The 23,289-nt window shown below is 64.4% G+C and carries 22 protein-coding genes; 6 read left to right on the top strand and 16 right to left on the bottom strand.

Annotation, left to right across the window (positions count from 1 at the left end; genetic code table 11):
• Positions 1-69: 69 nt before the first annotated feature.
• Entirely contained in the window at positions 70-498 is a 429-nt protein-coding gene (fur, locus tag BGO64_RS15490; protein WP_010674102.1) for a ferric iron uptake transcriptional regulator, read from the bottom strand.
• 231 nt (positions 499-729) lie between these two features.
• Here fur and BGO64_RS15485 point away from each other — a divergent pair, with 231 nt between their 5' ends.
• Positions 730-1,203 (top strand): DUF4442 domain-containing protein, encoded by a 474-nt coding sequence (locus BGO64_RS15485; RefSeq protein ID WP_010674103.1) that lies wholly within the window; start codon positions 730-732, stop codon positions 1,201-1,203.
• Between the two features lie 68 nt (positions 1,204-1,271).
• Here the strand turns inward: BGO64_RS15485 and fldA are convergent, their stop codons facing one another.
• From fldA to BGO64_RS15465, 4 genes are read right to left on the bottom strand one after another with little or no spacing between them, the layout of a single operon-like run.
• Positions 1,272-1,796 carry a flavodoxin FldA gene (gene fldA, locus BGO64_RS15480; RefSeq protein WP_010674104.1) on the bottom strand — a complete coding sequence of 175 codons (525 nt, stop codon included), beginning with the start codon at positions 1,794-1,796 and terminating at the stop codon, positions 1,272-1,274.
• Positions 1,797-1,836: 40 nt separating this feature from the next.
• Complete coding sequence (ybfE, locus tag BGO64_RS15475) at positions 1,837-2,133, bottom strand: LexA regulated protein (protein ID WP_005325670.1); 297 nt, start codon at positions 2,131-2,133, stop codon at positions 1,837-1,839.
• Positions 2,134-2,153: 20 nt separating this feature from the next.
• Positions 2,154-2,375: a DUF2788 domain-containing protein gene (locus BGO64_RS15470; protein ID WP_010674106.1), complete on the bottom strand. Its 222-nt coding sequence runs from the start codon at positions 2,373-2,375 to the stop codon at positions 2,154-2,156.
• Between the two features lie 55 nt (positions 2,376-2,430).
• Complete coding sequence (locus BGO64_RS15465) at positions 2,431-3,195, bottom strand: alpha/beta fold hydrolase (RefSeq protein ID WP_286701033.1); 765 nt, start codon at positions 3,193-3,195, stop codon at positions 2,431-2,433.
• Between the two features lie 290 nt (positions 3,196-3,485).
• Between BGO64_RS15465 and seqA the strand changes: the two genes are divergently transcribed.
• Positions 3,486-3,995, top strand: a complete 510-nt coding sequence (gene seqA, locus BGO64_RS15460) for a replication initiation negative regulator SeqA (RefSeq protein ID WP_042017344.1) — start codon at positions 3,486-3,488, stop codon at positions 3,993-3,995.
• Between the two features lie 53 nt (positions 3,996-4,048).
• Positions 4,049-5,698, top strand: a complete 1,650-nt coding sequence (gene pgm / locus BGO64_RS15455) for a phosphoglucomutase (alpha-D-glucose-1,6-bisphosphate-dependent) (RefSeq protein ID WP_010674109.1) — start codon at positions 4,049-4,051, stop codon at positions 5,696-5,698.
• A 75-nt stretch (positions 5,699-5,773) separates the two neighbouring features.
• Here pgm and BGO64_RS15450 read toward each other — a convergent pair whose 3' ends face one another.
• Positions 5,774-6,655 carry a DMT family transporter gene (locus BGO64_RS15450; RefSeq protein WP_286700977.1) on the bottom strand — a complete coding sequence of 294 codons (882 nt, stop codon included), beginning with the start codon at positions 6,653-6,655 and terminating at the stop codon, positions 5,774-5,776.
• A 94-nt stretch (positions 6,656-6,749) separates the two neighbouring features.
• Here BGO64_RS15450 and BGO64_RS15445 point away from each other — a divergent pair, with 94 nt between their 5' ends.
• On the top strand, positions 6,750-7,232 hold the full coding sequence (locus BGO64_RS15445) for a MarR family winged helix-turn-helix transcriptional regulator (protein ID WP_286700976.1): 483 nt from the start codon (positions 6,750-6,752) through the stop codon (positions 7,230-7,232).
• Between the two features lie 44 nt (positions 7,233-7,276).
• Here BGO64_RS15445 and mltB read toward each other — a convergent pair whose 3' ends face one another.
• The 10 genes from mltB to BGO64_RS15395 form a co-directional block, all read right to left on the bottom strand.
• Positions 7,277-8,374, bottom strand: coding sequence for a lytic murein transglycosylase B (gene mltB, locus BGO64_RS15440; protein WP_041212714.1), 1,098 nt, complete (start codon positions 8,372-8,374; stop codon positions 7,277-7,279).
• 94 nt (positions 8,375-8,468) lie between these two features.
• Positions 8,469-9,071: a CDP-alcohol phosphatidyltransferase family protein gene (locus BGO64_RS15435; RefSeq protein WP_286700975.1), complete on the bottom strand. Its 603-nt coding sequence runs from the start codon at positions 9,069-9,071 to the stop codon at positions 8,469-8,471.
• Positions 9,064-9,726 carry an ATP-binding cassette domain-containing protein gene (locus BGO64_RS15430; RefSeq protein WP_286700974.1) on the bottom strand — a complete coding sequence of 221 codons (663 nt, stop codon included), beginning with the start codon at positions 9,724-9,726 and terminating at the stop codon, positions 9,064-9,066. Before BGO64_RS15430 ends, BGO64_RS15435 begins: the two co-directional genes overlap by 8 nt.
• 4 nt (positions 9,727-9,730) lie before the next feature.
• Positions 9,731-11,341: an ABC transporter permease family protein gene (locus tag BGO64_RS15425; protein WP_286700973.1), complete on the bottom strand. Its 1,611-nt coding sequence runs from the start codon at positions 11,339-11,341 to the stop codon at positions 9,731-9,733.
• Between the two features lie 48 nt (positions 11,342-11,389).
• Positions 11,390-12,559: an ABC transporter substrate-binding protein gene (locus tag BGO64_RS15420; protein WP_502686727.1), complete on the bottom strand. Its 1,170-nt coding sequence runs from the start codon at positions 12,557-12,559 to the stop codon at positions 11,390-11,392.
• 19 nt (positions 12,560-12,578) lie between these two features.
• The gene (locus BGO64_RS15415) at positions 12,579-14,735 is read right to left on the bottom strand and encodes a dihydrolipoyl dehydrogenase family protein (protein ID WP_286700972.1); all 2,157 of its coding nucleotides are present in this window, start codon (positions 14,733-14,735) and stop codon (positions 12,579-12,581) included.
• Positions 14,732-15,307, bottom strand: coding sequence for a carboxymuconolactone decarboxylase family protein (locus BGO64_RS15410; RefSeq protein ID WP_286700971.1), 576 nt, complete (start codon positions 15,305-15,307; stop codon positions 14,732-14,734). The genes BGO64_RS15415 and BGO64_RS15410 overlap by 4 nt, the downstream gene beginning before the upstream one ends.
• The gene (locus BGO64_RS15405) at positions 15,297-16,007 is read right to left on the bottom strand and encodes a DUF1499 domain-containing protein (protein ID WP_286700970.1); all 711 of its coding nucleotides are present in this window, start codon (positions 16,005-16,007) and stop codon (positions 15,297-15,299) included. Before BGO64_RS15405 ends, BGO64_RS15410 begins: the two co-directional genes overlap by 11 nt.
• Positions 16,008-16,134: 127 nt before the next feature.
• Positions 16,135-16,413, bottom strand: coding sequence for a peptidylprolyl isomerase (locus tag BGO64_RS15400; RefSeq protein ID WP_039039827.1), 279 nt, complete (start codon positions 16,411-16,413; stop codon positions 16,135-16,137).
• Between the two features lie 59 nt (positions 16,414-16,472).
• Entirely contained in the window at positions 16,473-16,868 is a 396-nt protein-coding gene (locus tag BGO64_RS15395) for a hypothetical protein (RefSeq protein ID WP_286700969.1), read from the bottom strand.
• A gap of 535 nt (positions 16,869-17,403) precedes the next feature.
• Between BGO64_RS15395 and tamA the strand changes: the two genes are divergently transcribed.
• Together tamA and tamB are read left to right on the top strand one after the other, a co-directional pair.
• On the top strand, positions 17,404-19,179 hold the full coding sequence (tamA, locus tag BGO64_RS15390; protein ID WP_104452689.1) for an autotransporter assembly complex protein TamA: 1,776 nt from the start codon (positions 17,404-17,406) through the stop codon (positions 19,177-19,179).
• A gap of 76 nt (positions 19,180-19,255) precedes the next feature.
• Positions 19,256-23,029 carry an autotransporter assembly complex protein TamB gene (tamB, locus tag BGO64_RS15385; protein ID WP_286700968.1) on the top strand — a complete coding sequence of 1,258 codons (3,774 nt, stop codon included), beginning with the start codon at positions 19,256-19,258 and terminating at the stop codon, positions 23,027-23,029.
• Positions 23,030-23,289 lie beyond the last annotated feature (260 nt).

Genomic DNA, 23,289 nt, shown 5'->3' with positions numbered 1-23,289 from the left:
CTGTTCCGGATTGCGGACACAAAAAAGCCAGCATGATGCTGGCTTTTTTATTGCGCCGACCCGGCCGAATCAATCGTCGTGCTTGCAGTCACCGTTGGCGCAGTGGCCATACAGGTAGAGGCTGTGGTTGGTCAGGCGGATGTTGTGCGCCTTGGCGATGTCGCGCTGGCGCTGTTCGATCACCTCGTCGGAAAACTCGATCACCTTGCCGCAGTCGAGGCAGACCAGGTGGTCGTGGTGCTCCTGGGTGGCCAGCTCGAACACCGACTTGCCCCCTTCGAAATGGTGACGGGTGACGATACCGGCATCATCAAACTGGTTGAGAACGCGATAAACGGTAGCGAGACCAATCTCCTCGCCCTGATCGATCAGCCGTTTGTACAGATCTTCCGCACTGGTGTGCTGGCAGTCCGGCTGTTGCAGGATTTCCAGGATCTTGACACGGGGCAAAGTGATCTTGAGCCCGGCCTTTTTTAACGCTTGGTTGTTGTCTGCCATTTCTATTTATTCGCATTCTCGAAGGTGTGGTTATTCTGATTGACTGCCGCTGTAATGGCAACCACGAACTCGCTTGGCCTGTCATTATAGGTCGTAGCCAAGTTAAAAATAAACCCAGCAATTCAAGGGCTTTAGCTCATCAAGCCCGTTATGGGAATATTCAGGCCCGCTTGCTCGACCAGAGAATGTTGATACTATGTGACTTCTTTATAGTCTGGTCGGATGAGATCCATGGATTGGCTTTTCGGCAATGCCGCCTGGGTGCGCTGCGCCCTCAACGCCTGGCCCCCCTTCTGGGGTGCAGGCATCAAGATAGAAACCCTGAGCCCCGATTTCCGCTTCTGCCGGGTCACTCTCAAGTCCCGCTGGTGGAACAAGAATGCCAACCGGACCCAGTTCGGTGGCAGCATGTTCGCCATGACGGATCCCATCTACCCGTTGATGCTGATGGGATATTTCAAGAACCGCTACTACGTGTGGGACAAGGCGGGCAGCATCAATTTCATCAAGCCGGGCAAGGGCAAACTGGTGGCGGAGTTCACCCTGAGCGACGCCAAGCTGGCATCGATCGTGGCGGCGACTGAGGGGGGAGAGAAGCACTTTCCCGAGTTCGAGGTGCAGGTGCAGGATGGTCAGGGCGAGCTGGTGGCCCAGGTGAAGCGCACCCTCTATGTCAGATCCAAGCCCCAGCACAGGGGTGGCTGAATGCCTGCTGCAGATGCAACAAGGGCCCCGTCGGGGCCCTTGTTGCATGAAGAGGGAGGGAGATCAGATCACTCCAGCTCGCCCAGGCACATCTCTTCGTGCAGCTGTTTGCACCAACCCTTGACGCGCTCGGCGGTCAGCTCCGGCTGGCGATCTTCGTCGATGCCCAGGCCCACGAAGTGCTTGTCATCCACCAGCGCCTTGGAGGCTTCGAACTCGTAGCTCGCGGTCGGCCAGTGGCCGATGATGATGGCGCCCTTGGCTTCGACGATGTCACGCAGGGTGCCCATGGCGTCGAGGAAGTACTCGGCATAGTCTTCCTGATCGCCGCATCCGAAGATGGCCACCAGCTTGTTGTTGAAGTCGATCTCTTCGAGTTCGGGGAAGAAGTCGTCCCAATCGGCCTGGGCTTCGCCGTAGTACCAAGTCGGGATGCCGAACATCAGCAGATCGAAGCTGTCGATGTCGGCCTTGCTGCTCTTGGCAATGTCACGGACTTCAATCAGTTGTTTGCCCAGTTCTTTCTGGATCATCTTGGCGACAGCTTCGGTATTACCGGTATCGCTGCCGAAAAACAGACCTACACTAGCCATAGTGTTTCGTTACCCGTATCTGGTGTTGATGCTTGACGGTTCAGATTGCGATGCCTGCTGCATGAGCAGACTCGATCTGTTGCTTCAGGATAGATTGGATCAGCTCGGCTCGGCTGACGTTCTGTTGCAGCGCAAGTTGGTTCAGGCGCTCCAGCAACTCGGCTTCCACCTTTAACTCGACCCGTTTCAGCCCGTTCTCACGATCGCGCTTGAGCTGGTTGCGCTTGTTGATCTTGAGCTGGGTCTCGCGGGGGAGTGGATTGGTCTTTGGCCTGCCGGGGCGCTTCTCAGTTGCGAACAGATCCAGTGTTGTTCGATCAGTTTGCTGTTTGGCCATACATCACAGATGAAAAGTAGTTAGCCGATCCCTGAGCCTTCCCAGCCCATTTCGATCAGCCCCTTGGCGACAAAACCCGCGCAACCCAGAAACAGCACCAGCCAGACGATGAAGCGGCCGAAGCGGGGCACATTGCCCCGTTTGAGCACGTCCTGAATGGCCAGACCAATCAGCAGGAAGATGGCCACGAAGAACAGTTTCAGGCCCAGACTCTCGATGAGATCGATGTGTTCACTCAGCATGGATTGCGCGCACTCCTTAAGACGGGCGCACTATATCACAAAGGATTTGAAACTGTTAACCGCCTGTCGACAGGAAATCCACAACCAGTTTGTTGAACAAAACCGGCTTTTCCGCGTGCAACCAGTGGCCGGTGCCGGCGATGACGCGGGCCCTGGCGGCCGGGAACTGGGCCATCGCGGCCCCGGTGTATTCGGGCAGCATATAGTCGGAGTCGCCCCCCTTGATGAAGAGTGTCGCGCCTTCGAAGCGGCGTTCATCGTCGGGCCAGCCCATGATGTTGGCGTAGTTGCGCTCAAGGGCCGGCACGTTGAAACGCCACCCCCATCCAGACTCCCCTTTGGCGAAGGATTTGAGCAGGAATTGGCGCACCCCGGCGATCTCGATGTGCTCGGCCAGCATGGCTTCCGCCTCGCTGCGGCTCTGGGGGGGCGTGGCCAGCGTGGCATTGAGCCCGGCAAACACGTTCTTGTGGCGGGCGTGGGGATAGGCCACCGGGGCGATGTCCGCCACCACCAGCTTGCTGACCCTGTGTGGGGCCTGCTTGGCGACCTGCATGGCGACCTTGCCCCCCATGGAGTGGCCCACCAGGGCCACCTGTTCAAGTCCAAGATGGTCCAGCAGGGTCAGGATGTCCGCCGCCTGAGCCGGGTAGCTCATCTCGTCCGAGTGAAAGGAGGCGCCGTGATTGCGCAGATCGACGCTGATGACCCGGTATTGTTCGCTGAGGGGGCGCGCCAGCAGGCCGAGGTTGTCCAGGCTGCCAAAGAGGCCATGGATCAGCACGACAGTCGGGCCTTCGCCCTGTTCCTTGAAGTTCAATCGTGGGTATTGTTGCAAAATGACACCTTATCGGTCGTGGGCTCTATCGCCATAATTTTTAACACACTGAAAGAAAAGGATTTCATTCATGGTGGGGGATTTTTTTGTGGTTTTTTTTCAAAAATATCTCCCCGGGATCGGCTATCAGTGCGGGGGATCACACACTTGGCCCGTCATTATGCCGTATTCTCAAGGAGATTCATGCACATCTGTCCGCCCCTTGCTTGGGCTGCCGGGTCTGCCTATGTATAATCGCCGCATCCGAATTTCGACGAGTCCAGCGCATCCCTATGAAAACCATCGAGCTTGATGACGATCTCTACTTCTTTATCGCGAGCCAGACCCGGCACATCGGCGAGAGTGCGTCCGATATCCTGCGTCGCCTGCTGGAGCAACCCGCCCAGGCCGGCACGGCAACCGTGGCGGCCGCGCCTGCGATGCAACCGCAACCCGTGGCCGATGCCCTGGGGCTGGAGGCGTTGCTGGATTCCGGCGAGTTGCAGAAAGAAGAGAAGTCCATCAACCGCTTCATGCTGGTATTGAGCACCCTCTATCGGGACAACCCGGAAGGCTTCACCCAGGCGACCGAGATAAAAGGGCGCAAGCGCGTCTATTTCTCCCGTGACCCGGAAGCGCTGCGTGCCAGTGGCAGCACCACCAAGCCCAAGCCGGTACCGGAGACCCCGTTCTGGGTGATCACCAATACCAATACCAGCCGCAAGCAGAACATGGTGGCCCAGCTCATGAACAGCATGGGTTATGACGAGGATCTGACGGCTCGGGTGTGCGGCGCCGTTTAACCCATCAATGACTTCAGGCCTTGCCGGGCAAGGCTCAGCTCAAGGAAAACGCCATGGCACAGCATTCCCACGCCGGTCAGCCGGCTCGTCTTTGCGATCTGACCAACATTCCCCGTCTGGTCAGCGCCTACTACCTCAACAAGCCGGACATGAGCCGCCCTGAGCAGCGGGTCGCCTTCGGCACCTCCGGTCACCGCGGCAGCGCCCTGCACAGCGCCTTCACCGAATCCCACATTCTGGCGGTGACCCAGGCGCTGGTGGAGTACCGCCAGCAGGCCGGTATCACGGGGCCGCTGTTCGTCGGCATGGATACCCATGCCCTGTCCGAATCCGCCTTTGCCAGCGCGGTGGAAGTGCTGGCGGCCAACGGTGTCGAGACCCGCATTCAGGCCGGCCTCGGCTTCACGCCGACCCCGGTCATCTCCCATGCCATCCTGCGTCACAACGCAGGCAAACCCGTGGCGCAGGCGGACGGCGTGGTGATCACCCCGTCCCACAACCCGCCGGAAGATGGTGGCTTCAAATACAACCCGCCCCACGGCGGTCCTGCCGAAGGCGAGATCACCAAGTGGGTGGAAGACCGCGCCAACGCGATCCTGGAAGCGGGCCTGGCCGGCGTGAAGCGGATGCCGTTTGCCGAGGCCCTCAAGAGCCCGTTCGTGGTGGAACACGACTATGTCACCCCTTATGTGGATGATCTCGAAAATGTGCTGGATCTGGCCGCCATCAAGCAGGCTGGCATCAAGATCGGCGTGGATCCGCTGGGTGGCTCCGGCGTCGCCTACTGGGACGTCATCGCCAGGCGTTACGGTCTGGACATCGAGGTGGTGAACTACAAGGTCGACCCGACCTTCTCCTTCATGACCCTGGATAAAGACGGCAAGATCCGGATGGACTGTTCCAGCCCGTTCGCCATGGCGAGCCTGATTGCCCTGAAAGACAAGTTCGACATCGCCCTTGGCAATGACCCTGACTACGACCGTCACGGCATCGTCACCAAGGCGGGCCTGATGAACCCGAACCACTATCTGGCGGTGGCCATCCAGTATCTGTTCACCCACAGAACCGGCTGGCCCAAGGGGGCGGCCGTCGGCAAGACGCTGGTCTCCTCTTCCATGATCGACCGGGTGGCCGGCGAGATCGGTCGCACCCTCAAAGAGGTGCCGGTCGGCTTCAAGTGGTTCGTGGACGGTCTCTACAGCGGCGAGTTCGGCTTTGGCGGCGAGGAGAGCGCGGGTGCCTCCTTCCTGCGCAAGGACGGTACCGTCTGGACCACCGACAAGGATGGCTTCATCCTGGCGCTGCTGGCGGCCGAGATCCTGGCGGTGACCGGCAAGGATCCCCAGGCCCACTACGATGCGCTCGAAGCCAGATTCGGCCGCTCCAGCTACCGCCGCATCGATGCCCCGGCCAACAGCGCCCAGAAGGCGGTGCTCTCCAAGCTGGATCCGGCCCTGGTGGAAGCCTCTACCCTGGCTGGTGAGCCCATCCTCGCCAAGCTGACCAAGGCGCCTGGCAACGATGCCGCCATCGGCGGCCTGAAAGTGGTGACCGAGAACGGCTGGTTCGCGGCGCGCCCCTCCGGTACAGAGTCCATCTACAAGATCTACATGGAGAGCTTCAAGGGGGAGGCGCACCTGGACCTCATCCAGCAGGAAGCCCAGCAGATCGTCTCCGCCGCCCTGGCCAAAGCCGGGGTCTGACCCTCACGGCAACAACCCATTTGAAAGAGGAGCCCTGGTGGCTCCTCTTCTTTATTGTGTCGGGTTGACTGCGGATCAGCCGTTGTCGACGCTGCCGGTGGCGGCTTTGCGGTTCTGCCAGCGCTTGAGGAAGGGGCGGGCAGGCAGCTTCATCAGGAAGAGAGAGAGCAGGATGGTGCCGATGCCGAGCCACTGACGGCCATCCAGGGTTTCTCCCACCATCAGCACACCGCAGGAGACCGCCACCATGGGGTTGGTGAGGGCCAGCATCCCCATCACCTCCGGGCCATGGCGTTTGAGTCCCCAGAGCCAGGCCCAGTAGGCCAGGGCCGTGTTGAGGATCACCAGCCAGATAAGCCCGGGAGTGGCGTCAGCCCTGGGCAGGGGCATGGGGCCGGCCAGCCACCAGGCCAGCGGGATCAGCATCAGGCCGCCCAGCAGCAGCTGCCAGGCGGTCAGGGCCAGCAGATCGTCCACCGGCCAGCGTTGCATCCAGCGACTCGACTGGCCGATGAGCAGGGTGGCGAGCAGGGCGCACACCACGCCGACGGGATCCAGATTGGCAGAGGGATTGAGCAACAAGAGCACCCCGACGAGCCCCATCACCCCCAGCAACAGCCACTTGAGCGTCGGTCTGACACCGTCTTGCAGCCAGGCCAGCCCCATCAGGATGAGGGGCAGCGTCGCTCCCAACGTACCCGCCACGGCGCCTGGCAGGCGAAACGCCGCCACGAACAGCAGGGCGAAGAAGGCGGTGATGTTGCAAAACGCCAGCAGGAACTGCCTGCTCCAGACGAGAGGCGGCCTGCGGGGATGGAGTAACAGCAGCAGCACCCCGGCGGGGAGGGCGCGCCACACGGCCACCCAGTAGGGGGAGTAGTCGGTCAGGTAGAGACTGACGACGGCATAGGTGCTGCCCCAGAGCAGGGGGGCGAGCAGGGCGATCAGCAGTGGCATGGTTATCTCGCAACAAAGTATCTTTAAGTAAAGATACATTAGCCGCGAGTTGGTTTATTATCAAGTATCTTCATGTAAAGATAATGGAGCCCGAATGGAGAGTGATCATGTAGATCAGCTGCTGGCCCAGTGGGCCCGGCAGCGCCCGGACCTCGACTGCTCCCCCATGGGGGTGCTGGGGCGGGTGGCGCGCATGGCGGCGATCGCCGGGCGCGAAGTGAGCGAGACCCTCAAGGAGTGCGGTCTGCTGGGGTCTGACTTCGATATCCTGGCGACCCTGCGTCGGGCCGGTGAGCCGCTGACTCCGACCGCGCTCTACCAGTCCGCCATGCTGAGTTCAGGGGCCATGACTGCCCGGCTCGACAAGCTGGAGCAGCGTGGCCTGATAAGACGTGAAGCCTCCCCCGATGACAGGCGCAGCCTGCTGGTCTGCCTGACGGAGCCGGGGCGGGAGCTGGTTGACCATGCGGTGGAACAGCACGTGGCGAACGAGCGCCGCCTGCTGGCCCCATTGAGCCTGGCCGATCAGGAGCAGCTGGCCGCCCTGCTCAAACGCTGGCTGCTGGAAAACGAATAAAAAAACGGGCCTGCGGGCCCGTTTTCGTTGGCATTGAGGCTGGCTCAGTAGCCGCCTCTGGCATCCCTGACGGCAAGGCCAAGCTGCCATACCGCCATGGCGTAGTGGGTGCTGTGGTTGTAGCGGGTGATGGCGTAGAAGTTCGGCAAGCCGTACCAGTACTGGTAACCGGTGCCGACATCCAGACGCAGCAGGCTCGCCTCCTTGTGATTGCCAAGGGAGCCGGTGGGAGCCAGCCCGGCACCGCGCAGGGTGGCCACCGGGTAGCGGGTCTGGAAGCCGTGCTCATAGCCCGGCAGCTGTCCCTGGCCGCGTACTGCCACCGGCTGCCCTTTCTCCCAGCCGTGGGCCTTGAAGTAGTTGGCCACGCTGCCGATGGCATCCACCGGATCCCACAGGTTGGTGTGGCCGTTGCCGTTGAAGTCCACCGCGTAGTTGCGAAAACTCGACGGCATGAACTGGCCGTAGCCCATGGCCCCGGCATAGGAGCCCTTGGGTTCGGTGGGATCCATCCCCTCATCCCGGGTCATCACCAGGAAGGCTTCCAGCTCGCCGGTGAAGAAGTCGGCGCGGCGCGGGTAGTCAAATGCCAGGGTCGCCAGGGCGTCGAGAATGCGGGTCTTGCCCATCACCCGACCCCAGCGGGTCTCCACCCCGATGATGCCGACGATGATCTCGGGTGGCACCCCGTAGATCTGCTGCGCCCGGTTGAGTTCACTCTCGTATTCACGCCAGAAGTTGACGCCGTTCTGTACGTTGTCCGGGGTGATGAACTTGGCGCGGTAGCGGTTCCAGGCGCCGGTCGGACCGGTGGGCGGCCTGGTGGTGGGGGCCTGGGCGTCCATCAGCTTGATGATCCAGTCATAACGCTCGGCCTGGGCCAGCACCCGGTGCAGCTCGGCGCTGTCGAAGCCGTGCTTTTGCACCATCCGCTGCACGAAGTTGTCCACGTTGGAACGATTGGCGAAGTCCCCCTTGCTGACCCCGGGCTGGCTCACCTGCCCGTAGAAGGGTTTGCTCGGCGGCGTCTGGTTGATGAAGGCGCTGTTGGGTTGGGGTTTGACCACGGGCTTGGGCGCCGGCGTGCTGCTGCAGCCGTAGATCAGGGGAAACAGGGAGAGGACACAGACAAGGCGACGCATAGGGTTCTCGTGAGCCTGAAAAAGAGTGCCGTCATGGTAAAACATTGGCGTGCAGGCGCAAGTGCTCCGTGCCGGCGCGCTCCCCGGGATCCCGTCAGCGCAGGGTGTGGTAGCCGCTCCAGATCCGGGTCAGGGTCGTGATGGCACAGAGCAGGGCGAAACCGTAGGCCAGTGGCACGAAGGCGGCGGGCCAGAGGCACATGATCACGAAGAGGGCGATGGTTTCGCTCCCCTCGGTGAGCCCGCCCAGATAGTAGAGGGATTTGTGGTGGTAGACGGGGCTCTCGATGTCCCGTTTACCCGCCATGATGGCAAAGGCCAGAAAGCTCGATCCCGTGCCCATGAAGGCGAACAGCAGGGTGGCGGCGGCCAGGGCGTTGGCCGGGTCGGCGAGGGCAAAGCCCAGCACCACGGCGGCGTAGAAGATGAAATCCAGCGTGATGTCGAGAAACCCGCCGCAGTCGGTGATGCCCGTTTCCCGCGCCACGGCGCCATCCAGCCCGTCCAGCAGCCGGTTGAGCAGAATCGCCGCCAACGCCCACTGATAGCAGCCAAAGGCCAGCAGCGGCAGCGCCAGCATGCCGATGAGAAAGCCGGCGAGGCTCACCTGGTTGGCGCTCACCCCGGCCCGGCACAGGGGGCGGGCGAGTGCGGCGAGGGGGAGGCGGATAACCGGGATCAGGTGGCGATCAAACAAGGTGGTGCTCCTCTTCTGGGATGGCTGGGGGGATCAGCTGCAAGACGGTGCCCGGCGCATCCTCTTCGTCGTGGGTCACCAGCAGCGCGGGGATGGCCTGCGTGCGCAGGCGCTCGAACACCAGGGTTCTGAATGCCGCCCGCAGCGGCTTGTCGAGGCGGGAGAAGGGCTCGTCCAGCAGCAATGCCCTGGGCTCGGCCAGCAGGGCACGCAGTAGGCTGACGCGGGCTTTCTGGCCACCTGAGAGCGCCCCGGGCAGCTTGTCCGCCTGAGCCTCCAGCCCGACCTCGGCCAGCGCCTCGCGGGCCCGGGTCTGCCTTGCCGCCATCCCCTTGAGATGCGCCGGCATGCCGAACATCAGATTTTCGGCCACCGTCAGGTGGGCAAACAGCAGGTCATCCTGAAACAGGATGCCGACGCCCCTCTCCTGGGGGGGCAGCGGGGTGAGGCGATGTGCGCCGAGCAGGATGTCCCCGGTCAGCCGGATGGGCCCCCCGGGTGGCAGCACTCCCGCCAGCGCCGCCAGCAGGGAGCTCTTGCCACAGCCGCTCGGTCCCATCAGGGTGAGTACCTCGCCCGGGGCCACCCTGAGGGGGGGGAGCGTCAGCAGGGGGGCGTCGTCGAGGAAGAGGATGAGTGCGGAGGTGTGCAGCATCGGGTCAGGGCCTCAGGGCGGGGTTGATGCGCCGCGGCAGCCAGAGCGCCAGGGCATAGATGAACAGGGGCAGCAGGAGTTGCAGCAGGCCGTAGAGCCCCGCCAGCCGCCGGTTGAGGCCGCTGCCGATGGCCACCGCCTCCGTGGTGATGGTGACGACCCGCCCGCCCCCGAACAGCAGGGTCGGCAGGTATTGGGCCAGGCTCACTGCCGCCCCGACACCGAAGGCGAACAACAGGGGGCGGGCGAGCAGGGGACCCTTGACTCGCCACCAGGCCCCCCAGGGGCTGGTCCCGAGCGTGAGGGCCACCCGGGTGAGGCGCTCGTCGAACTGGCGATAGGGGCCGTGCAGGCAGAGATAGACGTATGGAAAGACGAAGATCAACTGGCTCCAGAGTACCCAGGCAGGGCCTATGCCAGTGAATCCCAGCCCGTCGGTCTGAAGGCGCAATCCAAACAGCAGGCTGGCCTGGGGCAGCAGCAGAGGCAGGCAGACAAGCCAGAGGGTGCGTGCGGCGCGGCGCGCAGGCAACGTCTCGAGACAGAGCACCGCCAGCAGCAGGGAGAGCGCGGCGCAGAGCAGGGCCAGCCACAGACTCTGCCACAGCAGCGGGCCCAGGCTCGGCAGCAGAGCCTGCCAGTGGTGGCTGCTCCATTCGCTCGGCCAGAGGGCGGGAAAAGACCAGCGCCGGGTCAGGGACCAGAGCAGCAGGGCGGCGAGCACCAGCAGATTGGTCAGGAGCAGCCCCCACACGCCGATGCGGGCAATGAGTGCGGGCCAGGGCGAGGCGGGGGCGCGTCGCCCATCCAGCCAGCGAGCCTTGCCGAGGGTGAGGTGGGCCCGCTCCAGCAGCCTGATGGCGCCAAGCAGCAGCAGGTTGAGGGCGAGCAGCAAGAGGGCGCCGCTGGCACTGGCGCCGCGCCAGGCGGGGTCGGCATCCTGATACCAGAGCCAGAGTCGCACCGCCAGGGGCGGCGGGGCATCCGGCCCCAGCAGCAGGGCGAGATCCACCACCGCCAGACCATAGGCGGCCACCGCGTAGAGGGGCAGTCGCAGGGCGGGCCAGAGGGCGGGCAGCAGCAGGCGCCACCAGATCCGGGGGGCACTGAAGCCGAGGCTGGCCCCCAGCCACTGCTGGCGCGCCACCTTGGCGGGATCCAGTGCCGCCAGCGCCATCAGCAGCAGGAAGGGGGTCTCCTTGAGGATGAGCACCACGATGAGGCCAAGGCCCCAGGGATCCTTGAGGGTTTGCCAGTCCGGGGGCAGATGGGTGAGGTCAAGCAGGGGGGCGACGAGGCGCAGCAGCCAGCCGGAGGGAGCGATCAGAAAGGCGATGCCGATGGCAAAGGCGACGTGGGGAAGCGCCAGCAGGGGGGAGAGCAGGCGGCGCAGCCAGCGCATCCAGGGACGCCCGTCCCCCTGGGCGAGCAGCAGGGCGGTGGCGCCGAGGGCCCCCAGGGTGGAGGCCCCCGCCACCCAGAGGCTCAACCCTGCGGAGTGCCAGAGTCCGGGCTGGGGGAGCAAGAGGGATAGATTGGCGGGGGAGAGCCCCTCGATGACCAGCCACAGCAGGCCCCCGGCGAGCGGGATCCCCAGCAGCAAGGCTCCCAGCATCAAAAAGGGCAGCAGGAGGAGAAGAGGGGCGCGCGCCTGCATGATGGATCAGTGGCCGTAGCGCTCGGCCCAGGCCGCTTCCAGCCGCGTCTGCCAGCTGGGGTGGGGCTCTGCCACTCCCTTGAAGCGCAATGCCGGACGGGTCTGGCCTGGCAGCGCCTCCTGGCGCAGCACGCTGGGATCCCCCCAGAAGGCGGGGTCGCTCTTGCGCGCCTGGGCGGCGGGGCTCAGCAGGAAGTTGACCACCACCTTGGCCCCGGCCCGGGCGGAGGCATTGAAGGGGATGGCGAGGAAATGGCTGTTGGTGAGCGCCCCTTTTTCCATGGCGATGGCTTGGACGGTGGGGGGCAGGGTGCCGTTTTGCACCGAACTCTGGGCTTCCCCCGGGTTGAAGCTGATGGCCATGGCCAGCTCGCCGTCATCGAGCAACTGCCTGGTTTCGGCGGCGCCGGTGGGGAAGAGCCTGCCCTTTCGCCAGAGCGCGGGGTGAAGCTGGTCGAGCCAGGCCCAGAGAGGGGCGGTGATGCGAAGGAAGTCGGCATCGGTCGCCTCCCGATAGAGGGGCGCCGGATCCGGTGTCAGCTCCAGCAGGATCTGCTTGAGAAAGCTCGAGCCGTGAAACTGGGGAGGCTTGGGGTAGGTGAAGCGGCCGGGGTGAGCCTTGGTCCAGGCAAGCAGGGCGGCCGCCGAGGTGGGAGGAATGTCTACCTGGTCGCCATCCACCATCAGATTGAGCTGGCCTATGCCCCAGGGGGCCTCGAGCCCCTCGACCGGCACAGTGAAGTCTTCACTCACCGGCAGGGCGGTGTCCACCAGGCCCATGTTGGGCAGCTCGTCGGTAAAGGGGGCCCCCAGCAGCCCCTGCTCCTTGAGCGCCTTGAAGTTCTCGCCGTTGACCCAGAGCAGGTCGATGGGGCCGTTCGACGTCTTGCCAGCCTGCTTGCCGGCCAGCAACTGGCTCACGCTCTGGGCGATGTCATCCACCTTCACCTGCACCAGTTCGACCTGGTACTGGCGAGCGATCTCCTGCCCCGCCCACACCAGGTAGGCGTTGATCTCGGGGCTGCCCCCCCAGGCGTTGAAGTAGACGGTCTGCCCCCTGGCGGCCAGCAGGGTCTGCTGCCACGACGCGTCATTGGCGTGGAGCGGGGAGGCAAGCAGCAGGGGGACAGCGGCCATCAGGGGACGGAGCAGGGCGCGAAGTCGGGTCGTGAACATGATGGTTGCCTCGTCAGAGTCAGGCGCCGAGGCGCCAGCGGTGATAACGGGCCAGCAGCGCCAGCAGGCGCCCGGGCTGGCGGGCACGGCGCCAGGCGCCAGCCACGTACTTGTTCCCCTCCATCAGGGTGGGGTAGGGGTGAACGGTGGCGAGGATCTTGCCAAGTCCCAGGCGGTGGCGCATGGCGAGGGCAAACTCGGCGATCCGCTCGCCGGCGTGAGCACCCACTATGGTGGCCCCGAGTATCCTGTCACGGCCCGGCACCGTCAGCACCTCGACGAAGCCCCCTGACTCGCCGTCGGCGATGGCTCTGTCCAGCTCGGCCATCTCGAAGCGGGTCGACTCGAAGGGGATGCCCCGGGCCAGAGCCTCTTTCTGGTTGAGGCCGACCCGGGCTATCTCCGGACTGGTATAGGTGGCCGCCGGCATGACCCTGTAGTCTGCCCGAAAGCGCCTGAACTGGCCAAAGAGGGCGTTGATGGCGGCATACCAGGCCTGATGGGCGGCAAAATGGGTGAACTGGTAGGGGCCGGCAACGTCCCCCACCGCCAGGATGCTGGGGTAGTTGGTGGCGAGGAAGCCGTCGATGGCCAGGGTGCCGCCGGGGGCCAGTTCAACCCCCAGCGCCTCCAGGCCGAAACCGCTCACGTTGGCCTCCCGGCCAAGGGCCAGCAGCAGCTGGTCCCCCTCAACCACCAGCGTCTCGTCCCCCCGGCGCAGGTACAGCCGGATGGGCAGGTTGGCGCCTTTACCGTCCATATACTCGGCCGAGGTAGCCTGCCAGCCGAGGTGCAGGGTGACGCCGTCGTGCTCCAGCTGCGCGGCCAGAGCCCCGGCGACGTCCCTATCTTCCCGGGGCAGCAGCTGAGGGCCTTGCTCCACCAGGGTGACGGGGATACCGAGCAGGGCCAGGCTCTGGGCCAGCTCGCAGCCGATGGGGCCCCCTCCCAGCACCAGCAGATGGCGGGGGGGCTCGCGCAGTCGCTGCCAGAGGGTGTCGGAGGTGAGGTAGGGAACCCCGTCCAGCCCCGGCAGTGCGGGTACCCGGGGGCGGGCGCCGGTGGCGATCACGATACGACGGCTGGTCAGGCGCTTGCCGTTGACCTCCACCTCCCAGGGAGAGGTGACCAGCGCCCGCCCCTGGATGCACTCCACCCCAAGTCCTTCATAGCGCGCCACCGAGTCGTGGGGTTCGACCTCCTCGATGACCCGGGCGACCCGCGCCATCACGGCGGCAAAGTCGGCGCGGCTCTGGCTCGGGGTAAAACCAAGCTCCCCGGCCTTGCGCTGTTCAAAGGCGAAGCGGGCGCTTCGGATCAGCGCCTTGGAGGGGACGCAGCCGGTATGGAGGCAATCCCCTCCCATCCTGTGCTGCTCGATGAGGGCCACTCTGGCTTTCACCGCGGCGGCGATGTAGCTGGTGACCAGGCCTCCGGCGCCGGCACCTATCACCAGCAGGTTGTAGTCAAAGCGCGCAGGCTTGCGGTAGGGGGCGTGCAACCGGTAGAGGGCGAGACGGCGCTGCAAGGCACGCATCAGCCAGGGCATCAGGCCGAGCAGGGTCAGGGCGGCCAGCAGGCCGGGGGAGAAGAGGTTGCCTGTGCTGGTGAGGGTAGCCAGCTCGCTCCCCGCCAGCACGTAGACGAGGGTGCCCGGCAGCATGCCGAGCTGGCTGACCCAGTAGTAGGTGCTGACTCTGATGGGGGTGAGCCCCATCACCAGGTTGACCAGAAAGAAGGGGAAGAGGGGGATGAGGCGCAGGCTCAACAGATAGAAGGCCCCCTCCTTTTGCATGCCGGCCTGAATGTTCGCCAGCTTGTCGCCAAAGCGCGTCTCGACCCAGTCCCTCAGCAGGAAGCGGGCGCTGAGAAAGGCCAGGGTGGCGCCGAGGGAGCTGGCAAAGGAGACCAGCAAGAGCCCCCACAGAATGCCGAAGACGGCGCTGCCCGCCAGGGTGAGCAGGGCCGCCCCCGGCAGGGAGAGGGCGGTGGTGAGCACATAGATCACCAGAAACAGCAGGCTGGCTGCGACAACATGGCGGTCGACCCAAAGGGCCAGGCGCGCCTGATGAACCTGCAACTGGGTGAGGCTCAGATAGTGGTCAAGGTCGAGGGCAAAGAAGGTGCCGACCAGGGCCCCCATCGCCAGCAACAGCAGCAGGCGTGCCTGGTTCATCCCTGCCCCTTGTCGAGGGTGCGCTCGGGTTGCACCGGCAACTGGCAGAACCCCTGGGGAGCGATGTCGAGAGCGGCATTGAACTTGGCGGACATGTTCTGGAAGGCGATGAGGCCGGTGAGCTCCACCAGGGCGTCGTCATCGAACCAGGGCTTGAGGCGGGCGGCCTGCTCGTCGCTCACGCCATCCAGCCCGGTCATGGCCTCGGCATAGTCCAGCACGGCCCGCTCCCGCTCGTCGAACAAGGGGCTGTCGCGCCACCGGGCCAGCGCCTCCACCTTGTCGCTGGAGCCTGCCCGCTTGACGAGGGTCATGGCGTTGATGTCGACACAGAAACGACACCAGTTGAGCTGGGAGACCCGCACCGTCACCAGGGAGCGCAGCACGGGGTCGATGGGGGAGCGCTTGCGGTTGATGACGCCGTAGAGGGTGGCGACCGCGGCGAACAGCCTGGGGGAGCGCCCCCAGCACTTGCCCGGGATCAGCACCTGACCGTAGTTGCGTTTCTGCAGCCAGAAGAAGGGGCGGATGAACCAGGCGTAGGCCCGGTCCGGTTTGACCTCAATGCGCATCTTGTTCCTCTTTGAGCTTCTCCATCTTGGGCTTGTAGGCCCCGCCCAGGCGCTCGTTCAACCGATTCAGGAAATCGATGATCCGTGCCCGGTTGACCCCCAGATCGCTGCGCCCCTGGCGCGAGGCGGAGCGCATGTCGATACGGGTCTCTTTGGGCCCGGCAAAGACCCGCAGGGCCACGTCATCCTGAAACCCGAACCAGCCGGTGGTGACGACGGCATCGATACCCTCGCTGCCCGGGCGAACCTGCCAGCCCAGCTCCGTCATCAGTTCCTCGGCTTCCGCGAGCACTTCGACCGGGGATGCCCGGGTATAGAGAGGACCGGGGTTGCCTGGAAATAGTTGCAGGGGCGGGGGGGAGACCGGGAGATCCTCCGGGCTTCTGAGCTGCTCGGCCCACTGGAGCCGTGGCGGATGGTAGGGATCCGTGCTGACGTCGTTGGTGAGCGGCGAGCGCAAGGCCTGAACAATGAACAGCAGGGGCAACAGCAGGGGGGCGATGCCCCAGGCATCGGGCCACAGGTTGGCGGTGCGGCGATAGCGCCAGGGCAGGCGCAGCAGCAGCCACAGGCTGATCAGGGCGCTCGCGAGACAGAGGATGAAGCCGAGCCACCAGGGCCAGAGATGGGCGCGGCTGCCAAGGGCCCCGCAAAGGGGCAATAGCCAGGTCAGCAGCGGCCACCACAAAGAGCTGTGCATATGAGGGATCCACGGGACAGGATGGAACTATGCCCAGAAGGATAAACTTAATTGCCTGATAACGTTAGTAAATGATCATCAATCCCAGGCGTGCGGCTCAGAGAGCCGATGGCCTCGTCGCCCTGGATCAGTTGCGATAGAGCACCTTGATGAGGTGGAAGCCGAACTTGGTGCGCACCGGCCCCAGCACGGTCAGCAGCTCCCCCTTGAACACGGCATCGTCGAAGGACTTGACCATGTCCCCCTTGGAGAACTCTCCCAGATCGCCGCCACGCTTGCCGGAAGGGCAGGTGGAGAAACGCTTGGCCATCTGGCTGAAATCGGCGCCCTTGGCGAGCTTCTCCTTGATCTCCAGGCACTGTTTCTCGGTCTTGACCAGGATGTGCTGGGCACAGGCTTTTTTCATCGGAATGCTCCTCGGCGAGGGGAAAGGGGGCGCAAGATTACTGCAATTGCGCCTCCACGTCAGCCCCTCGGGCGCGAGACCCGGCTCCGGGTGCCGGTGGCCAGGGGGACCCTGGCCCGGGATTGCCAGAGGATCTCCAGCCCCAGCAGGGCATAGAGGCTCCAGATGGCCAGGGGGTTGAGCCAGTTGCCCCCCATCTGCAGGGTGGCCAGGGCTGCGCTCACCAGCAGCAGAACTATGCCGGGCAGGCGCCAGTGGGCAGACAGGGGAGCGAGCAGGGCCATGCCCAGCAGCAGGGCCAGGCCAAAGGGCAGATTGAGCGCGGTGAAGGCGAGGGCCTGCTGGCCGTTCATGCCGGTCAGCAGGGCCAGCAGGGCGCTGCAGCAGGCCAGGAAGGTGATGAACTCGAGTCGGTCGGCGATGTAGTCAGCCAGTTGTTCGCTACGTAGGTGCATGGGGTCTCTCCTGCGATGATTGGGATCAGTGTGGGACAGGCAGGAGCACAGGGGCAGCGGGATAAATCGATTGAATTGAACGAAGCTTTAGTGCCATCTATTCAAGTGATTGATTTAAACTTATTTTCCTGTTCAATAGCAGGCAGGGTGGGGAAGAGGGCGCGGAGCAAGTCGAGGGGGACGGGTTGACGAAACCCGCCGGATGCGGGGTGTCCGACAAGGGTTGTCGCGACGAGCCTGACCCTGCTGCCAGCCCAAGGCCGCCAGGGGAGATCCGGCGTGGCGGGGCCGGTGGTGGCGTTTTGTTCGCCCCTTGCCCGGATTGTGCGCAGTTTGGCTCCTCACACCCGGCTGGCTCCTTGCAGGGCCGAAGCGATCCCGCACCGGGGGCGGCAGAGCGGCACGCAAAGGGGCCCCGAGCGTGGGATTTCGCCGTCGCGATTATGCTAGGATGAGCGGCACTCGCCCGGGATGAGTCTCGGTATCGTACTAAATAACACAATCTTTAAATCATGTTATTCGGGGAAACTGACGTTTGACAGGATGCTATCCTACTTTTCTCACCGGGAGCACTTCATCCGGGCGATCCCGTCGCCCCGGGCCCGGTCTCTTGCTGCTCGCCCTCGCTCTCTGGCTGATGGCGATGCCCGCCATGGCGGCCAAGTTGACCTACCAGATCAAGGGGGTCAGGGGAGAGCAGAAAGACAACGTCGAGGCCTACCTCAACGCCCTGCCTGTCTACCAGGAACGCCAGTACCGCCCCGCCCGCGCCAAGATCACCGAGAGCGTACAGAAGGCGCTGCAGGTCTATGGCTACTACCAGCCCAAGATCACCCTGAACCGCGACAAGAAGGCGCCCGCCAAGGTGGTGATCGAGATTGAGCGGGGGGAACCCGTGATCATCTCGCGCCTCGACATCCTGCTGGAAGGGGATGCGGGGAGCGACGAGGTGTACAGCGAGCTGCTGGACAAGCTGCCCCTGAAGGAGGGAGATCCCCTCAACCACGGCAAATATGAATCCATCAAGGCGGATCTCGGCAGTCTGGGGCTGGCCCGCGGCTATTTTGACGCCAAGATCAGCAAGAGCCAGGTCAAGGTTTTCCCGGAACAGGGCAAGGCGGAGATCTACATCCTGTTTCGCTCCGGCCCGCGCTACCATTTCGGCGAGATCCGCTATGACGCGACGCCGGAGGCACTGCACCTGATCCGCCCGCTCATCAACATCAAGAGCGGCGACCCCTATCTGGCGATCCGTCTGGCGGAGATGTCCCAGGATGTCTCCTCCACCAAGCTGTTCAAGCAGGTGGACATCAAACCCCTGATCAGCCAGGCCGAGGGCAACCGGGTGCCGGTGCAGGTGACCCTCTCCAACCGGGTCGATCACGAAATTGAGACCGGTATCGGTTATGCCACGGACGTGGGGCCGCGCCTGAGTGCCACCTGGGAGAAACCCTGGGTGAACCGCTATGGTCACCGCCTCTCCAGCACCGCCAAGATCTCGGCGCCGGAAGCGGAGCTCAGCTTCGACTACCAGATCCCGGTGGGCAACCCGCTGCGGGATTACTACTCCCTGCAGGCGGGCTATCAATACACCGACAACAACGACACCCGCTCCGATCTGGCCACCTTCGGGGTGCACCGCTGGACACGCCGACCGGAGAGCTGGGACAGAGACGTCTTTGTGCGCCTGGAGAACGAGCGCTACGTCCAGGGTCAGGACGAGGGGAACAGCCTGCTGCTGATCCCCGGCGTCTCCTGGTCACGGCTGCGGGTGCGCGGCGGTCTGGTGCCGGATTGGGGGGATCGCCAGCAACTGACGATGGAGTTCTCGAGCCCCTACTGGGGGTCCGACATCAGTTTCATGCGGGTGTGGGGGCGCAGCAAGTGGCTGCGCACCCTGGGCGAAGATCACCGTTTCCTGATGCGGGCCGAACAGGGGGCCATCGTCGGGGATGATTTCTCCCTGGTCCCCCCCTCCCTGCGCTTCTTCACCGGCGGCGATCAGACGGTCCGGGGCTACGGTTACGAGACCATTTCGCCACGGGGGGACGATGGCAAGCTGACCGGCGGACGCTACGCCAGCGTCGGCAGCCTGGAGTACAACTACCGCTTCAGCGAGAAGTGGCTCGGTGCCCTGTTCGTGGACGCCGGGACCGCCACCGTCGACTACAGCGAGGCCTGGAAGATAGGCACCGGGGTCGGGGTGCGCTGGGTCACCCCCATCGGTCAGGTCAGGCTCGATCTGGCGGTGGGCATCTCCGAGGAGGACAAGCCGCTGCGGCTGCACTTCGCGCTGGGGCCGGAACTATGACCCGGCAACCAGGCGCATATCCTCTTCTTTCTCTTTTCTGGCCGCTGCGGCTGCTTTCCTTGCAGGGGTCTGCATCGTGATCTGGGTAAAACGCATTTTCTTGTGGCTCATGGGCCTCTTCTTCCTGCTGCTCATCGGCGTCAGCCTGCTGGGCTTCACCCATCAGGGCAACAAGTGGTTGTGGCAACAGGCCAGAGCCGCGCTGCCCTCCCTCAAGGGGGAGCTGGTGGCTGGGCAACTCGGGTATGGCTGGACCTTCGAAGGGGTTGGCTGGCAGGACGAGCTGGTGGATGTCACCGTGGAGCGGGCCGTGCTGGACTGGGATCTGGGCAAGCTCCTGCAGGGCAAGCTCTGGATCAAGTCTCTGGCGGTGACTCGCCCCGTGGTCCGAGTGGCGGAGTCCGAGCCGGTGCCGGAAGAGCCGTCGGAGCCCTTCGTCTGGCATCCGTTGCCGCTCAAAATCCAGGTCGACAGCCTCAAGGTTGCCGATCTCGATGTGGCGGTGCCCGGCGTGACGATCACCCTCAAGGATCTGGACATTGGCGCCGCCCTGGATCGCGCCGGGCTCATCGTGCGCGGCCCCGTGCTCGATGGCCTGAACGTGGTGCTGGCACCCTCCCCGGCGGAGGCTGCCAGTGACAAGGGTGCCAAACCGGCGGATGAGAAAAGCGCCACCCTGGCGGCCGGCGAGGGCAAGGCTGCCCCCGGTGACAAGACGCAGGCCGCAAGCAAGCCCGAGCCCATGGTGCTGCCGGCCGTGCGACTGCCTTTCCCCATCCAGCTGGAGGGGCTGAAAGCCACGGCGTTCCGTTATCAGCAAGGTGAGCTGGTGGAGGGGCTAGACAACCTGTTGCTGTCGGCCACCGCCGAGGAGGAGCGCATCGACATCCGGGAGCTCTCCTTGCGCCATGCCATGGCGGATCTGGCCTTGAGTGGTCAGGTGCGCCTGCACGAGGATTACCCCCTCACCCTGACTCTGGATGCCAAGGCGCGTCAAGGGCTGCTGGACGGGGAGCTCAAGGGGGAGCAGGTCAATCTCGTCCTGGACGGTTCTGTGGGCAAGCTTGGGCTGGCACTCAAGGCCAAGGGGCCGGTGGGCGCCAATCTCAAAGGATCCCTCGCGGCCCTCGACCCGGATCTGCCCTTCGATCTGGCGCTGGACTGGAAGAGCCTCTCCTGGCCCCTGCACAAGCCCGCCAAGGATGAGCCCAGCTATCGGCTGGACAAGGGCACCCTGAGCGCCAAGGGCAAGCTCTCCGGTTACCAGTTTGCGCTCAACACCGCCGGCAAGGGGACCGATGTGCCCCCCTTCAAGGTGGCGCTCTGGGGTAAGGGGGATCTCAACCAGCTGAGCCGTATCGAGCTGCTGCTGGGGGCCCTCAAGGGGGAGCTCAAGCTCGACGGCAAGCTGGCCTGGAGCAAGGGGGTCCAGTGGCAGGGGACGACCGAATTCAAGGGGATCAACCCGGCGGAGCTGGTGCCCGAGATCAAGGGGGCACTGGCGGGCAAGATCACCAGTCGCTTCGATCTGGATGAGGCGGGCCACTGGCAGCTGGCCCTGCCCGAGCTCAAGGTGGATGGCAAGCTCAACCAGTATCCCCTGGCCTTGCAGGGCAGGCTCAGCGGCAACGACAAGATGGAGTGGACCATCCCGGCCCTGGCGCTGCAAAGCGGCCCCAACCGGCTGCAGGCCAAAGGCTCGCTCACGACCCAGGCCTGGAAGCTGGATGCGGATCTGGATGCGCCCAAGCTTGGGGGTATCTACCCGGGTCTGGGAGGGGACATCAAGGGCCAGGTGCGCGTCACCGGCAACCAGCAGGCGCCGCGCGTGAATGCCGATCTGGTGTCGGGCCGACTCGCCTACGCGGGCACCGTCCTCAAGGAGACCGTCATCAGGGCCAACGCCCTGGTCGGGGAGAAGCCCGCCGGTGAGGTGGCGGTGACGGTGGCGAGCCTGGCGCAGGGGGAGACCAAGCTCTCGCAAATCGCCCTGAACCTGAGCGGCGATCTCGAGCGCCACGGGCTCACCTTGACCATGAAGGGGGATCCCCTGGCGGCAGACCTCAGCCTGAATGGCAGCCTGCGCGGTGACCACTGGCGTGGCGCCCTTGCCGAGCTGAAGCTCAAGACCCCCCTCAAGCGCTGGGCGCTGGCCGCCCCCTGGTCTCTGGACCTGGATCTGCCAAAACAGCAGTTGACCATGGGGGATCTCTGCCTCGCGTCCCAGAAGGCCAGTCTCTGCGTCAAGGGGAGCCGGATAGCCCAGTCCCAGGGCAATCTGGAATTTGCCCTGAACGAATTTGATCTCAAGCGGCTGCGCCCCTGGTTGCCGGACAATTTCCGCTGGCAGGCGGTGCTGTCGGCCGACGGGCGCGCCAGCTGGCGCGGCAACCAGCCGACCCTGCACGCCACCGTGCGTACCACGCCTGGGACCTTCGTCGCCGACGAACTCAAGACCGACTACCAGCGCCTCGAGCTCGGGATCGATTTCGAGCGCCAGCAGGCCGCCATCCGGGTCGATTTCGCTTCCGAGCAGATCGGCAACATCGACACCGATCTGCTGATCCGGGATCCCGCCGGACGCGGCAACCTCGGCGGTCAACTCAGGTTTGACGATCTGAAGCTGGCGACCTTTGCGCCCCTCATTCCCGAAGTGCGCTCCCTGCAAGGGGTCATCTCGGCGGATGCCCGCTTCGACGGTACCCTGGCTGCCCCCCTGCTGTATGGCGAGCTGAACCTGAAGGAGGGGGAGGTTCAGACCCACTCCGACATGGTGACCCTCTCCAAGCTGGTGACCCGCCTCAAGATAGAAGGCAACCGGGCCGAACTCGACGGCTCCATGATGGTGGGCAAGGGCCCCCTGGTGCTGGGGGGCTGGCTGAGCTGGGCCCAGCAGCCGGTGACCGGCAGCCTCACCATTCAGGGCAAGGAGCTGGAAGCCCAGTACCCGGGCATGGGCCGGGTCAGGGTGACCCCTGACATCGCCATCTCTCTCGGGGAGGAGACCAGGGTGACCGGGCAGGTGGACATCCCCTGGTCGCGCATCCTGGTCAAGAGCCTGCCAGACAGCGCGGTAGCGGTCTCCGATGACGTCACCGTCATCTACGACGATCTGCCGCCGGTCCCCAAGGCGGCACCGCTGCCCATGGAGATCAGGCTCGCCATCCGGCTCGGGGACGACGTCCGCCTTGAAGCCAAGGGACTCAAGACCAAGGTGGGAGGGGCCCTCAACATTCGCCAGGATCCCTCCAAGCCGCTCTCGGGCAACGGGCAACTGGAGCTCAGGGACGGGCGCTTCAAGGCCTATGGCCAGAACCTCATCATCAAGGAGGGGCGGATCCTCTTCTCCGGCCCCATCGATCAGCCCTATCTCAACATCGAGACCTATCGGGATCCGGACACCATCGAGGACAACGTGACCGTCGGGGTGCGGGTGACGGGGCCGGCCGCCAAGCCGAAGATCACCGTCTATTCCGAGCCGCAGATGGCGCAGTCCGAACAGCTCTCCTATCTGTTGCGGGGCAAGGGATTGCAGACCAGCGGCGAGGATGGCGGCTTCAACGGCCTGCTGGTGGCGGGGGCCGTGAGCCAGGCGAGCGGCGTGGTCTCCAGCATCGGGGAGTCCCTCGGCATGAGCGACGTGGCCCTCGATACCGCAGGCAGTGGTGATGACACCCAGGTGACCCTGTCGGCCTACCTGCTGCCCGGCTTGCAGTTCCAGTACGGGGTCGGGGTGTTCAGCCCCATCGCCGAATTCAAGCTGCGCTACGAGCTGATGCCAAGGCTCTATCTGCAGGCCATGAGCGGGGTGGCCCAGGCGGTGGATATCTTCTATCGCTTCACCCTGTAAGGGGCGCGGATGACAAGACAGGTGCCTGGGGGGACATCCCCCTCTGCCCGACCTGCCGATGACAGCTGTCTCCAGCAGGTTCGGGGTGAGAGCGTGCATATCTTGACGGGAGGCCTGGCCTCCCGTTTTTTTGTAGAAGAAGGGGATTTGTGGAAGGCAGAAAAGCGAAAACCCGGCACAAGACCGGGTTCTCTGAAAGATGGTGGAGGGAGAAGGATTCGAACCTTCGAAGGCAGAGCCGTCAGATTTACAGTCTGATC

The sequence above is a fragment of the Aeromonas sp. 62-46 genome (assembly GCF_001898585.1).
Lineage (GTDB): Bacteria > Pseudomonadota > Gammaproteobacteria > Enterobacterales > Aeromonadaceae > Aeromonas > Aeromonas caviae.
This window is presented reverse-complemented; position numbering and strand designations above follow the sequence as displayed.